Origin of the sequence: Candidatus Uabimicrobium amorphum (assembly GCF_009002475.1) — a bacterium.
Lineage (GTDB): Bacteria > Planctomycetota > Uabimicrobiia > Uabimicrobiales > Uabimicrobiaceae > Uabimicrobium > Uabimicrobium amorphum.
Window position 1 is genome coordinate 5,321,713 of record NZ_AP019860.1, and the last position, 15,013, is coordinate 5,336,725.

Sequence of the window (15,013 nt, forward strand, 5' to 3'; positions counted from 1 at the left end):
ATTCCTTGGTCAGGAATGTGGTGAGGCCGGCAAAAACTTCACTTTTTACTGTAGTTCCGTTTTCATTTAGTTCAAAAACCAACATACGAATCCTTTCCGCTAGAAAAAAGAAGGCACTGTTGTCGTCAGTTGTTGTTTTTTACCTTCTTCTAATAGCTTTACAGCATCCTGAGGATCAATTTCCCAGGAAGGTTTTAGTTTATGACCAGAGAGAGCAAGTAATATTCCTTCTGCACAACATGCGAAGCAAACACCGCGAGGTAAAGACAAACTCAAGCGAAAATTTTTATCGTGTGGTAAACGAACTAGGCCGGGGGAAAGAAAATTTACATTAACGCACTTACGAATACTGCGGTCGCTGTTGGCTGGTTGTGATAAATCTTGTAGTAAAACTTGTTTATCTGTGGCGATATGTTGTGGAAATACAATAGGAGCATTGTGGTTGCTCACAACAATGATGATATCACAATCGCGCAGAGCGTATAAGTCGGTCGTGATCTGGCCACTGCCGAGTTCGTCGCGAAACTTTTCTAAACGTGTTGCGGAATAGGGACTTCCTATCAGAAGTAAGTCTGCACAATTATTTTTATATAAAAGTTTACAATAGCCACGACCAATATTACCCAAAGCACCGACAATACCTATTGTACTTTCTTGTAAAACTTTTTTGCTTTTATCAAGGGCAATATTTAAGTCATTCCATGCCAAAGACAGCGTGTAGGTATTCCCCGAAGAAATTTGTACGTGTTGCGGAACGTGAATTTTGTCACTTCTTTGGGCAATAATACTGGTATATGCTCCGAGAATAAGAGTGCGGCACTCGTTTTTTACTGCTAAATCTATTGCTTGTTGTAGGCGCTCTTCAATGAGTTGTATTTCATTGTTGAGTAGGGAGTGCTTGAAAAACGCTGGTGGTGCTGGTAAAGCAATGCCTGTTAGCCATAGTTTACTATTGTGAATATTTTTGCGAAAGGTCTCTAGTGGCCGTAACTGGAACAATTCACATAGTTTTGTGCTCAGCTGGCGTTTTTCTTGTGCTTTAAGTTTGGAACATTGTGGGAATTGAGCTAACAGTTCGCGCACTATACTTAAAGGGTGGTGGATAAAGGCAATACGTTGGCTATTTTCTGCGGCTACTTCGTGTTGTATGGAAGGTGAATTTACTTCAAGTGAATATTGTGGAAGGTCCGCGAGGTGACCGACGAGTTTTGTTACGGCGCTTTGTTGTAAAATTTCACACAAGTTCTCTAAAGCGTTTATCAGTTGATCGAGTTCATCTTCACTTGTGTAAGCACTGGGCTGTATGCGCAGTACATCAGGGGCAGAAGAGGTGGGTAATACCCGTATCGAGTGATGATGTAACAGATAAGAAGAGGCAAAGTAGCCTATTTGTTGCGCGATAAGTTGTTTAAATAAATAGTGATTTCCACTATATTGAAGTTTGATTCCCATAATGCAACCACGGCCGCGAATTTCACAAAGAACGTTTGGGTAACGATTGTGTAGTACTTGTAGTTTTTCGCGCAGAATTTTTCCAATGGTAAGACAGCGCTGGGCTATGTTGTCTTGTTGTATAATTTGTAGTACTTTCAAAGCGATGGAACACGAAAAAGCATCTTCATAAAATGTGGATGTGCGCTGTAGGTCAAATTTCTCTTGGTAGTGTGACTTCTCGATGAGAGTTACGGAAATTTTGGCGGCAGAGGCCCCTAAAGCCTTTCCGAGTATGTAGTAATCGGCAACAACGGGACTAGATGCGAGAAAACTTCCACTACGTCCTAGTCCACTTTGAATTTCATCGATGATGAGTGGTGCGGTGAACTGTTGCAAATCGTTGAGTAATTGCGTGGAGATTTCGCGAATCCCTCCTTCGCCTTGGATGGGCTCTACAACGATGGCAAAAATGCGGCTTGTGATAAATGGCGCACATGTCCAGCCGTTTTGGGAAAATTTGGGATAAAGGAGTTCCATTTCGTGTTGTTTTTTTATTTGCGGTAGGTCAGTTGTCTCATCGATAAATATCGTTTTTGTGGCAAAGAGGTTGGAAAATACGCCTTGTTTCTCTTCGTGTAAAACTTGCATGGCCCCAAGTGTTCTTCCGTGAAAAGATCCTTTGAGGGCAATGAGCACCGGAGGTTGTTTTATTTGTTCATAGCTTTGTAGGCATTTGCGTTTTATGTGTTGTGGAACAAAGAGTTGTTGGATTTTTTTTTGAATATGTTGCCAAGTGTTTTGCTGCTCAAACCAGGCATGTTTGAGGGCGATTTCGACAGCTTCAGAACCTGTGGATGCCCAGCACGCGACGTAAGTTTTTCCGGTAATGTGCGCCATAATTTTTGTGAGTTCTTGAGAGAGTAACGTGGCGTGGTGGCGTATGTTTCCTTGATCAAAAAAAAATGGTGGTGAATTTTGTAAGAGCTTACTTATGATTTCGTGATGATAGCCCAAAAGGTTGCACGAAAACCCACCGACAAAGTCGAGAATTTTTTCGTTGTGGGTGTACAAATAATTGCCTTGTGCACTTTGATAAACGCGATTTAAACGCAGCGTGTGCAATAGATTACCCAGGTAAGGAATGTGGGTGTTATATGCATGTTGTTCGTCTTGTAAATATATTTTACAAGGAGAATGTCGCTCCTCATCGGCAACAAGGTCACAAAAATCAACAAAACGATTTTGTATTTGTGAACGATCTATTTTACCTACGCCACTAAGAGGTACATCGTCATCGATAATGCCTATGGCACGCAAAGGTGTATTTGCCCGTAAAAATTCATTTTTCTGGTAGCAGGCCAGTAGTTCACTTTGGGCTTGACGCTTGAGTTTTTCGATATTTTTTGCCGTGGTGAAAACAAGAGCCAGAATACCAATATTTTTGGGATGGGTATAAAATATTTTAGGATATTGTGCCAGAATATTACTATATTCACTTTCAATAGTTGCCAAAGGTAATTTCACTCCCAGGCCACTGTTGACGACCGTGTCGTTTTCACGTGAAACAAAATATACCTTCTTTTCATTGTGTTCAACAATGTCCCCTGTGGCAATCCATGGCGAAAAAAGTTTACTACCTAGGTATTTTTTGGCGGCAAATGGACTATTCACAAAAAGTTGGCCGTTGTTGTTCTTTGTATGACGAATGGCGATTTGTACTCCGGGAAGAATTTCTCCCAATGATTTGTTGTCGGCATCATTTTGTAAAAGGGTGTTCATCACTTGTTGGGTTTCTGTTGTCCCAAAAGCATTGGCGACGCGTGCATTGGGGAATAACTTTTCTAGGTTTGTGGCAATATCACAGCCACTGGCGACAATACAACGCAAATGAATGTTGAGTGTACTACGCAGAGCAGAACTTTGCTCTTTTAGTTTATGTAACATTAAGAATAGTGCACTGCCGCAAGTAATGTGTTGTGGGGGGAACTCAAGCAACCATTTTTCGATTTTATCTGGGTTTTGTAACCATTCGCGGTAAATGAATAGCGTATGTTTTCGGGTCCACAGCGCTCCGAGTAAATTGCGAACGCCCATGGTGTGACTCAATGTAGGGCAAAATGAATTTCCTCCGGTGGTCTGTTCTGCGAAGAGCCCCGCAGCTTCCCAGGCTTTACAGCTGTTGATTAATGCACGGTGTGTGTAACAGACTAGTTTAGGACGTTTGGTCGTTCCTGAAGTAGAGAACACAATAGCTTCGTCATCATTATCGTTGGGCGGAATAGTGATGCGATTTGTTGGCGAAAATATATCTAAATCGCGATGAGCACAATATAAATCTACATCGTAACGGTCTTTCAGTTGTTGTCGCTGTTGCGGTGTATATTCATGCAAAACGCCAATGATAGCTTTTGTCGCGGTAAGGGCAAAGTCTACATGGTGATTATGTTGTGGAAGATATACACGTACTCTGCATGCTAGGAAGGCCAATAAACACATCGCCAGTGGAATTTCCGATGTATGAGGAAAGTGAAGAATGGCGACGGTATCTCCGGGATGAATTTGTTTTGCACGGCACCAGTTGTATGTGCGGTACACGGCATTTTGTATATCGTGAAGGTGAATGGGATTGTCATGAACGGCATTTGCTCCGACAATGATAGACGTATTTTCACTGTTTGGCGTAGAAAAAATCATATCTATGATGGAATTATACTTACTGTCTTGAGGTAGCGATTTTGGTGAAGATAATACGACATCAAACTTCAACGTCATCTCCTTTGTGGGCTGACAAAACTTCGTGAACAGGTTTTTTGCGTGTAGCAAAAGGGTGTATTTCACTACTGGTAAATTGAAAAATATCAGGACGCGAAGAGAGTATTTTTTTGTGTAGGGCGGGGAGATATTGATAATTGAGTCCTGGAGCGAGGTGATGTTCTTTGTGAAGATTAAAATGAAAAAATAACGTAGACGCGGGAAGACGTACGGAACGTGAAAAGTTTACTTGTTCACGGTAAGAATAGCGCTCTTTGTCTTCTGGTAACGATTGTAAACCAAGGTGTTGTGTCATCGTGAATAGATGTTCGTAAATAATTCCACTCCCGAAAAATCCACAGCCAATAACTATTAGGTAATGACTTGTTCCGACATAGCGTGCTGCCAGACAATGCAACACGATTGTAAATACTAAACTCGTCGTGAATTGTAAGATGTGTTTGACGTTGCGTTTATTGGCGGTGGGGTTTATATCGTAAAATAAATATGGAAAAAAAACGCCATACCAATAAAGTACGGGAATGCGTAATTTGAACAAAACATCTAAATACAAACTAGGGGGAACTTGTTCTTTGGGACTAGGTGTCGGATCTTTATCAAGGTTTGACCCTACCCAATTGTGGTGCGCACGATGACCGCGTTGATAGGTCGGAAAAGGCATAAAACAAAAGATACCCGCAATATGCCCGATTACGACGTTGACGATGCGTTTACGGAATAGAGAAAGATGCGCGCATTCGTGAGTAACAACAATAAACATTGTCATGGTAAAAGATAAGGTAATGACACCTATAAATAGTGGCATAAAAAAACTAGCTATGTAGACAACAGTGATCGCCACACATAAAAGTGATGTTTTTAATTGTGGAAATGATTTCTGTTGGATTTCTTGGAGAAAATCTGCCACCTGTTCTTTTGTTAAAACTTGCGGTGTATCCATGCTATTGTCCTATGTATAAAACTTGTACGTTACCAATGATCGCTCCATACGTGTTGCTGTTATCACGAGGATAATCTCCGAGATAAACAGGTAGTTGTGCTAGAGGACCACGTTGGTACTCCTTACTTTTTTCACCGTCAACAGTTAATTGGTAGACGCTGTTTTTTACGTCGATAACTACATGGTGTTCTCTGTTTTTCCTAGCATACAGGCCAATATTGGTCCAACCGCGTACATCACGTGGGCCACTTTGTGCAAAATAAACAGATAAAATAATCTTTTCTTCGGAAACACGTAAGTTCCAAGCGCCTTCTGCCGCAGAGGCCACACCAACGGTGTCGAGAATAGTTCCATCACCCCGGAAAGTAACACTCAGTTCAATACGTACCTTGTTTTTAGGCATAGCCGTTGCGAGAAGAGCACTATCGGTGATATTGGTAAGTCGCATATTTGTGATGGCATCCCTATCTTGTGGTTTGCCGGTATTTTTTGCTAGATAGTTAAAAGCGTTTTTTGTTCGCCAACGTAGGGGATGCATAGTTGGGAAACGATTACGCAGGTTGTTGATAAGTGGGTATGCCTTAGGGTGTAACCAACGCGATAATGCTAAAATAATGGTTTCTGCAAGTTTGGGGTTGGTAACGGCGTCGACCTTTTGCAATTCATCAATAAGCAAAGGATTGTCATTGTCAGGCGACATTTGTCCAAGCAGGTTAATCAATAACATTTTAAACTTTGGGAATTCTTGCATAATTGCCGTAAGGTCTTGCGGTGAGGCCATACGCAAAATTTCCGATGTGCGTAAATCTTGTTCAAATTTTGGAAGTTGTGGGTAAGCCCGTAAGGTTTTGACTATCTGCTTTTTATTCATACGTGAACGAGTAAAGTTTTTGTATTTCTCTTCATACTGATGAGCTTGGTTTTTATAGCGTATCGCGGTATTCTTCCATTTTTGAAGTTGGTCATTTTGTAGATATATTGTAAATGAAAACACTATGAGCATGGCGGAGGTAAGCGCGAAGGTAAACTTACGTTTTTTGATTTGTAGCGCCAGAGTATGAAAAGGTGACATTTTTTTTATTTTTATCTTTTCACCACTCAAGAATTTTTCCAAATCTTGGGCCAAGAGTTGTGCCGACTTGTAACGACGTTTTTTGTCTTTGGCCATTGCTTTCTTACAAATAGCATCGAGGTGTTTCGACAGACGTGGTTTTATTTCTGTCACGGAGCGTGGTTCATCTTCGTTGATTTGGCGGATTAAATTAGCGAATGATTTGCCGCGAAAGGGTGTTTGTCCTGTGCATATTTCATAAAGGACTACTCCCAGTGAATAGATATCACTTTTCGCGTCTACTTCGCGTGTATTTCCTGAAGCTTGCTCCGGAGCCATATACTCTAACGTGCCGACGATGGTGCCACTACGAGACAGTTCTTTACTCACCTGAGTTACTTTCGCCAAACCAAAGTCCATAACATAGGGAATATTATTGGCGTCAAGCATTATGTTTACTGATTTTATGTCGCGATGCACCACACCGTTTTGATGTGCATAATCTACTGCGCGGCATATTTTGATCATAAGCTCAATCAATGAGCGCGTCGACATTTTATTTTGGATCGCTTTTTTTAAAGTAACACCGTTGATGAATTCCATGGCAAAGAAGTTCATGCCACTTTCTGTCCCGATGTCAAAAACTTTGATGATGTTGGGGTGTTCTAGTTTGGCAGTTGTTTTTGCTTCGCGCAAAAATCGATCTACGGCGTTGCCTTGTTCTTGTGAGAGAAGCGTTTTTAAAGCCACAACTCTGTCAAGCTGTGGGTCATAGGCCCGATAAACGCGTCCCATCCCTCCACGTCCGATTTCTTTTTCAATACGATAGCGACCAAAACTTTGCTTTTCAATAGCCTGTAGTTGTGCCTGGCTGAGTAGTCCTTCGCGAAGAAAAATTTGGCTTAGCGAGCAGTTGGTATTTTGCTGTCGTATTTTTTGGAGTTGTTGAATACATGTGGCAAGTTGCACAGGGTTTATATACCCAAAAGCCACGGCCGTTTTTCCGATGAGTATATCTTCTTTATTGTTCATATTTTTTATCTTAACGTTTGTTTTTTTGAACTAAAAAACTAAGTTTTGAGACTTTTCTAAAGTATAGTATTTTCAATGGTACTTGGTGCCCTCCTGCCGGCTAATCGCCGGCTGTAGGGGTACCAAGTACAGGGAATATCTATACTTAAGCAACTTTCACAAATTAATGTTCCAAAGTACTAGTCAGAAAGATGATATGTCATTTTTCCGTCTTTTTCTGCGCCATATATCAAAGTTACGTCTTCTAACCATTTTAGTATGGGAAGAATCTTTTCTTCGCTAATATTGGTTTTTGTTGTCAGTCTTTCCAGGTCACAGCCATAACGACTATCATGCATTACATTCATGACTTTACGGCACACCGGATTGTTGTACGCTTTGATAATTTTTTCTTTTAAGTAACGCCCACGGTATCCTTCGATCACTTGAGGATTTTTCAAGGTTTGTTTTCCGGGTTCTTTTGGACGTACACGGTCCCACATAAAATTGAATTCTGCCATAAAACGGTCGATAACCTGTTGTGCTTCGGGGGTAGACCCATCAAAAACCATAATGTTTTCGAAATTGCGGACTTCTGCGGATTCTGACCAGTTATAGCTTCCCAAACCCATTAATTTTCCATTGACAACAACACACTTGTGATGTAGTAGCAAGTTGCGTTGGTGCATCAGCATGGCTGTTTTACTGTCCTTGTCCCAACCAAATGCATTGGAGCGCCATTTGTAGCGAATTTCAAAATTCTTGAGTTTACGCATGTAGGCACGTTTTTCCATAAAAGGACCCATCACGCCACGATGGTTTTCATCATCTTCTATTTGCGTTTGGTCTAGAAGGATACGTACTTTAATTTTAGGATTTCTCTGTGCGATGTACAAAAGAGTATTTGCTAGATTGTAATGGGTAAAACTAAACATTGCAACATCAATGGTTCCACCATCGGACTCGACTTGGCGTAGTATATTATTGAGAGTGTCATCTATTCTTTGATAGTGTTCGATGTCGATAGGCTTTGAGTTGGAAACAATTTGTACGGCACTCCACTGCGAATCAATAGGTAGGTGGCGTTCGCTTTCGCAGTTTTTGGTGACGTCCGTTCCATACTCGTTCCATAAGCGCGAAAACTCTTCTGCTAGTTGCAGACCGATGTAAGGTTCGTTGCGAAAAATGACGCGATTTTCCGCGAACATGTGTCCCGCACCCCATGAGACGTTTGCACTACCGCAAAATGCGTGGAGAGGTAATTTACTTGCCGGGTTATAAAATATACCAAATTTTTCATGCATGGTACCATAAATGACGGTTCCATCTTCTAACACACGTGTTCTTTCGCGTCTTTTGATGACATCGGGATAGATTTCTTTTAACTGAAAGTCGAAACTGCGTTTTTCTTTTTTGGCTGCTTCCATTTCCGCAGAAATCATTTTTTTAAATGCATCGCGAATTTCGACTGTCCAAGAAGCGCAGGCATCTAAAATTAATTTTACTTTAATACCACGATCGCGTGCTGCTGCGATGAGCGCTTCTTGTGTTTCCTTATGGCTAAAAGCGTACATGGCGATTTTGATTTGCCCGTTTTTGGGAGCGCGTTGGATCATGTCAAGTAGAGCATTGTTCAAGTTGGCATTGACTTCTTTGCCGTCTACCATTGTAATTTTGCGCGTGTTATTTTTTTCGGCAAAGCCTCCATTAGGAGCAAAATAGATGTCGACATCTGCTGCAATAAAAGCACTACAAAAAAACAAAATGCAGTATGAAATGTGTTTGAAATTCATCACATTATCCTTTGTTAAATTTTTTGGAGAGAAAGTTAGGTGTTATCAATTAAATTTTGTTTAAGGTGGAGAGAGAAAACGTAAGTTAACTGATTAAACCTTGTATTTTACGAGTTATATGAATTATGAGTTATCAAAGCATATCCTGCAATGAGGATGGAAAAAAAATATGATTCGCCGTTATTATAAACGATTTTGCTGACCATTTTCTAATAATTTCTACACGGAAATAACCTTACTTGACACTACTGTAAGAAAAAGCTATCATGTTAGCTTTGCGAATTGTGTAGATATTACACAATCTCCTTTAGGCAGAACACGGTTATTTTGTATTTGTCTTAGGTGTCATCAATCAAAAACAGATATGTAACAATTTTGTTACTCTTTGTTAGCGATATCTACGCTGTAAATACTGATGAATCTACAATACTCTAATGGGAAATACAAAAGCATTTACGGAAGGCAACGAGTATGTCAAACAATGCCGAGTTAAAAGTTGGCGATAAGGTTTATGAACTTCCTATGATTGAAGGAAGTGAAGGCGAAAAGGCGATTGATATTAGAAAGTTTCGTGCTGGTTCAGGTCTTATCGCTTTAGATGAAGGTTTTGCAAACACCGGAGGGTGCCAAAGCTCGATTACGTTTATCAATGGGGAAGAAGGTATTTTGCGTTATCGCGGTTACGCTATCGAAGAATTGTGCCAAAAATCTAGCTTTTTAGAGGTGGCATGGTTATTGATTTATGGTGAACTACCTTCTAAAGATCAACGCGATAAATTTGTTTCTGATATTGTTAGACACTCCATGGTGGACGAAGATATCCGTAAATTTTACGAGGCTTTTCCTCGTACAGCACACCCTATGGCTCTTCTCTCATCTGTAATATGCTCCTTGTCTACATATTACCAGGATGAATTAGACATAAATGATGAAGATGCTGTGTATATGACAATTGTACGCTTGATATCAAAGATTACGACACTTGCGGCATATGCATACAAAAAATCTATTGGTCAACCTTTTGTTTACCCGGACAATAGTCTTGATTATGCTTCCAATTTCATGCATATGTTGTTTTCAGTTCCTTGTGAATCGTATGAAGTTCAACCTGCCATTGCCAAAGCCCTCGATCAACTTTTTATTCTGCATGCAGACCACGAACAAAACTGTTCCGCGACGACTGTACGTGTTGTGGGAAGTAGCGAGGCGAACTTATTCGCTTGTATTGCTGCTGGTATCTGTGCTCTTTGGGGACCTCTTCACGGTGGGGCGAACCAAAAGGTTATTGAAATGTTGATGAATATACAGCGCGATGGTGGCGACTCTCAAAAATATTTAGCAAAAGCCAAAGACAAGAGTGATCCATTCCGCTTAATGGGTTTTGGACACCGCGTATACAAAAACTTTGATCCTCGTGCTAAAATTATTAAAGCAAGCTGCGATGAAATTCTAAACAATATTGGGGTGAATGATCCTCTTTTGAAGATAGCAAAAGAATTAGAAGAAGCCGCACTAAGCGATGAATATTTTGCAAGCCGAAAGCTATATCCAAATGTGGATTTCTATAGCGGTATTATTTATCGAGCGATTGGTTTCCCTACCAATATGTTCACCGTTTTATTTGCAATCGGACGTTTACCTGGGTGGATTGCTCAGTGGCGTGAAATGCTAAAAAATCCAGGACGAAAAATTGCAAGACCTCGCCAGATATATACTGGTCCAAATTTAAGAGAATTTGTTGACGCTGAAAATCGCACAACATAAAACTTTTATGATATCAAAAACGGACTCTTATTTTAGAGTCCGTTTTTTTTTGCATAGTTTGATCTAAAAATTTACGTTTCACTCTCGATGTTGGAATCTACATTGGCAATAGAAATAAACAAAGAAAAAACAAAGAAAAAACAAAAAAGAGAGAGTTTGTCATAAAACGAAAGTTTATTTGACAGGTTTTTCTATTTCGCAAATGTAGACTTCTCATCGTTGTGGAGAAGTGTGTATTTTTTAATTTTGTTAACTTAATTTTTGTTACCTTACTTGTTATATTTTTGTTATCTAGATTTTTTGCTGGTTTCTTCGCTTTCCGGTTTTGGTCCAGCAACCAAATTTTTACCAGATAGAGTGTTTAAAAATTTAACAATATATTTTGTATCGATGGGATTCAGTTTTTTGTTCAACTGCATGTATGCAATTTTTTTCACAGCTTCTTCCAAAGTCGCGGAGGCGCCATCGTGGAAATAAGGAGCTGTCAGTGCTACATTGCGCATCGATGGAACTTTAAAAAGAAACTTATCTTCTTCTTTTTTGGTTTCATTAAAACGACCCATATCTGTGGTGTTTTCATATGGATTTAACAAACCTGTTTTGTTGTAAGAATCACCGCCCATCAAAGGTCCCTTGTGGCAAGTTGCACATCCAACCTTGATGAATTTAGTCAAGCCTGTTAGCTCATCTTTACTCAAAGCTGTAAGATCTCCCTTTTGAAAGTCATCAAAACGATCTCGGGTGATCAAAGTTCTTTCGAATGCAGCTATGGCGTGAGCCATGTTGTCATAGGTAAGTGGCTTTTCTTCTTTAGGAAAAGCCTTCTTAAATGGTTCCTTGTACTCTTCTAATTTACTGAATTTCTCGATGACAGCTTCCTCGCTGGGCATGGCCATTTCTACAGGGTTTAGTACTGGTCCTTTGGCCTGTTCTTTCAAATCTTTTGCACGGCCGTCCCAGAACTGTGATATATGAAAACCCGCGTTGTAAACTGTCGGAGAGTTGCGATCTCCATTTTTCCCTTCTGTTCCCGGTGAGGTCGGAAGGTTGTCTACACCTGCTAAGTTGTTATCTATACGATGGCAACTATTGCAAGACTTGGTGTCGTTTTCTGAAAGTCTTTTATCATGGTATAATTTTTCTCCCAGTGCGACGAGTTCTGGTGTGTCGTTTTCACTACCGGGCATTTTGTCTGGTAAAACACCAAACAAGGACAGCGCTTCTTGTTGAAGTTTTTTGGCTCGTGGATCTGTTTTTTTCGCCGCTGTTTTTTTTCCTGTATCTGTTTTTGGTGTTTCTTCTTGATTGCCACATCCGATCAACAGGCAAAAAACCATGAATGAAACTAAGTATCTTTGCATCTTTAATCCTCGCTTAGTACATATAAGTATTCTATAGGTGAAATTTTTTTATCTCTAATAGATTTGGTGGTCAGCATTCAATCGACAAAAGTACAGACCACCAAAAAAATTAGGATGGGAAATTTCTTTTCGTTAACTTCGGTACACTATGTGCATATGTCGTGCCAATGTTGTGTGTGACAATTTAATTGTAAAGATGATTTGTCTTTGCATGCGCAATACGCGTGTACTTGCCTCGATTTTTCGACTAAAAAGTCTAATGACATTTCGCCATATATGCGATGAAATTTTTTTTAATATTCGCTTTTAACGATATATCGCCATATAATTGACTATATATCGTATAGTGCTAAATATCGTAAGTATGACAGGTGAGGACAAATGAATGAATATAACAACATTAAACGAAATTTTAGAAGCACTAAACAAAGTGATCCGCGCCGATTTAACCGCTATTTTAAAATTAGAGAGCGAAGACACTTTAGTTGTCTTAGCCTCTTCTGGGCCGTTAAACGCACCAAAGTTAAAAAATAAGCGCGTTTCCTTACACGACCGCATTAGCCTAAGCAAAGCTCTTCTTCTAAAAGAACCAAGTGTACTGGTTCATAAAGAGCACGAAAACAATGACAAAGATACATATTCTGATGTTATGGCGTTGCCCATAGATCATTCATGTATGGTAGCTCCCTTGCGCATTGATCAAAAACTTCTAGGTGCGCTGACCATCGATGTTGTTACGTGTGACGCTTTTAGTGAAGATCTCATCAAATCTATCGAGGGGTTCGCCCATCTTGCCGCAAAAGTTGTGTACGAAGAGGAACGTGCAAATGACTTGTCGCGTAATCTCGAAAAGTTCGCTGTAGAAAACGCCAATTTACGTAGCACGCTAAAGGGAGTTGCTCTAGTAGGACAATCTACACCATGGTTAAATGTCGTCAACCAAGTACGTTTAGTTGCGCCTACGCCCGCAAATGTTCTTATTTCTGGAGAAACAGGAACAGGAAAAGAGCAAGTAGCACATGCCATCCATCAATGGTCAACGCGCTCAGGAAAATCATTTATTGCACTTAACTGCTCTGCGATTGTACCAGAGTTAGCACTGAGCGAATTATTTGGGCACGAAAAAGGATCGTTTACCGGAGCAAATCGTCGCAGAGAAGGGCGCTTTGAACTCGCTCATGGTGGAACTTTGTTTCTCGATGAAATTGCCGATTTGCCCGCACAAGCGCAAGCACAATTACTGCGAGTTATCCAAGAAAAAACATTCGAACGTGTTGGCGGAAGCACCACTTTGCGTACCGATGTACGTTTAGTGGCAGCATCACACAAAAATTTAGAACAAGAAGTTGCGGCAGGAAGATTTCGCGAAGACCTATTCTACCGTTTGAACACCTTCCCCATTCATTTACCAAATTTGAGTGAACGTATGGAAGATATTGCTTTACTCTCCGAGTATTTTTTGGCAAAGTTAAAAGAAAGTTGGTCAATGCCAAATTTACAACTATCCACGGCAGCGCTGCACACTCTTGAAACGTATTCGTGGCCGGGTAACGTAAGGGAGTTAAGCAATGTTCTCGAACGAGCAGCAATCCTAGCGCGCGGGAAACACATAACGCCACAGTATTTACAACTTGGTGATAAAAAGACTTTAATGAATACTGCGCCATCTGTAAATCTAGAAAACTTTAATGTTCCCGAAGATTTAAATCGTTTAGAGAGAGCCATGGCAAACGAGATTATGCTAGCATTGGCGGAAAGTGATGAAAAAATTTCAGGCAAAGGGGGAGCAGCCGAAATATTGGGTATTCCGCCGACAACACTGCATAGTACAATAAAACGCTTGCGTCTCAAAGTGTCGTAAAGTATACGTTCTAACACCGTGACCGTGACCGTGACCATGACCGTGACCGTAGCCGTAACCGTAAACCGTAGCCGTAACCGTAAACCGTAACCGTAAACCGTAATCGAATAAATAAATATCAATAACAAATGATAAATAACGACACATCTATAGAAAATATTTGCACATCACAAGTGAATTATTACAATATGGTAGACAAAAGACATTATCAATTTACACGTCCTCAAGGACATGAAACAAGAGGGAAAACCGCACGCAACCGTTTACGGCGTGTAGACAACTTTGTTCTCATGTACACAAAAAGTTTGTTGCAAAAACGATTTTCTAAATATCGCAATGTTTTTGTTGACGTGGGGTATGGAGAATATCCTTTCACCACAATAGAAAGTGCACAACGCTTTCACGGGGTGAATAAAGACTTATATATCGTAGGTGTCGAAATAGACAAAGAACGCGTTTTAAAAGCCTCTTCTTTCCAAAAAGAACACGTTGATTTTCGCCATGGGGGTTTTAATCTTCCGCTCTGTGAACAAAGTGAGCGTGCGAGTGTCATACGCGCTTTTAACGTTCTACGCCAATATGAAAAGAAACAGGTGACGAAAGCTTACAGCGCGATGTTACCGTATCTTACCGAAGGTGGTATTCTCATTGAAGGAACTTCTGATCCTCTAGGACGTATCTGGGTAGCCAACTTATTTCGTAAGCATCATGTTTGTTTACAACAAGAAGCAGTAGTGTTTTCGACAAATTTCCGCTGTGAATTTCACCCTCAAAATTTTCAAACAGTACTCCCTAAAAATTATATAGAGTGTGTTGTTGCTGGTGAAAAAATGCATGACTTTTTTTGTGGTTGGAAAGAAGCATATCGACAGAGCCTGTACTTGAGAAATTGGGGCGAACGGCAAATTTTTCAAAAGAGTATTGCACTACTTGCAGAAAGCGGGTATCCCGTAAATTCTTGCAAAAAATATACATCACGTGGGTATTTGATACTGTATGTCAATGACGAAAAATATGTTTGAAATC

Annotated in this window: 7 protein-coding genes and 1 pseudogene; 3 read left to right on the forward strand and 5 right to left on the reverse strand. The window is 40.3% G+C overall.

The features are described 5' to 3' along the window. Nucleotides 1-99 precede the first annotated feature (99 nt). The 4 genes from UABAM_RS19295 to UABAM_RS19310 form a co-directional block, all read right to left on the reverse strand. A complete protein-coding gene (locus tag UABAM_RS19295; RefSeq protein WP_173013431.1) occupies nt 100-4,200 on the reverse strand; it encodes an aminotransferase class III-fold pyridoxal phosphate-dependent enzyme in 4,101 nt (1,366 codons plus the stop codon). Next, nucleotides 4,190-5,146 carry a fatty acid desaturase family protein gene (locus tag UABAM_RS19300; protein WP_151969639.1) on the reverse strand — a complete coding sequence of 319 codons (957 nt, stop codon included), beginning with the start codon at nt 5,144-5,146 and terminating at the stop codon, nt 4,190-4,192. Before UABAM_RS19300 ends, UABAM_RS19295 begins: the two co-directional genes overlap by 11 nt. Before the next feature lies 1 nt (nt 5,147). Next, nucleotides 5,148-7,229 (reverse strand): serine/threonine protein kinase, encoded by a 2,082-nt coding sequence (locus tag UABAM_RS19305; RefSeq protein WP_151969640.1) that lies wholly within the window; start codon nt 7,227-7,229, stop codon nt 5,148-5,150. Nucleotides 7,230-7,408: 179 nt separating this feature from the next. Continuing rightward, nucleotides 7,409-9,001, reverse strand: coding sequence for a phospholipase D-like domain-containing protein (locus tag UABAM_RS19310; protein WP_151969641.1), 1,593 nt, complete (start codon nt 8,999-9,001; stop codon nt 7,409-7,411). 471 nt (nt 9,002-9,472) lie between these two features. Here UABAM_RS19310 and UABAM_RS19315 point away from each other — a divergent pair, with 471 nt between their 5' ends. Next, a complete protein-coding gene (locus tag UABAM_RS19315; RefSeq protein WP_151969642.1) occupies nt 9,473-10,765 on the forward strand; it encodes a citrate synthase in 1,293 nt (430 codons plus the stop codon). Between the two features lie 287 nt (nt 10,766-11,052). Here the strand turns inward: UABAM_RS19315 and UABAM_RS19320 are convergent. Then, nucleotides 11,053-12,009 (reverse strand): annotated as a pseudogene (locus UABAM_RS19320) (cytochrome-c peroxidase); the annotation flags it as partial. Between the two features lie 502 nt (nt 12,010-12,511). Between UABAM_RS19320 and UABAM_RS19325 the strand changes: the two are divergent. Further along, the gene (locus UABAM_RS19325) at nt 12,512-13,987 is read left to right on the forward strand and encodes a sigma-54-dependent Fis family transcriptional regulator (protein WP_151969644.1); all 1,476 of its coding nucleotides are present in this window, start codon (nt 12,512-12,514) and stop codon (nt 13,985-13,987) included. Between the two features lie 128 nt (nt 13,988-14,115). Continuing rightward, nucleotides 14,116-15,009: a hypothetical protein gene (locus UABAM_RS19330; RefSeq protein ID WP_229759278.1), complete on the forward strand. Its 894-nt coding sequence runs from the start codon at nt 14,116-14,118 to the stop codon at nt 15,007-15,009. Nucleotides 15,010-15,013: the final 4 nt, after the last annotated feature.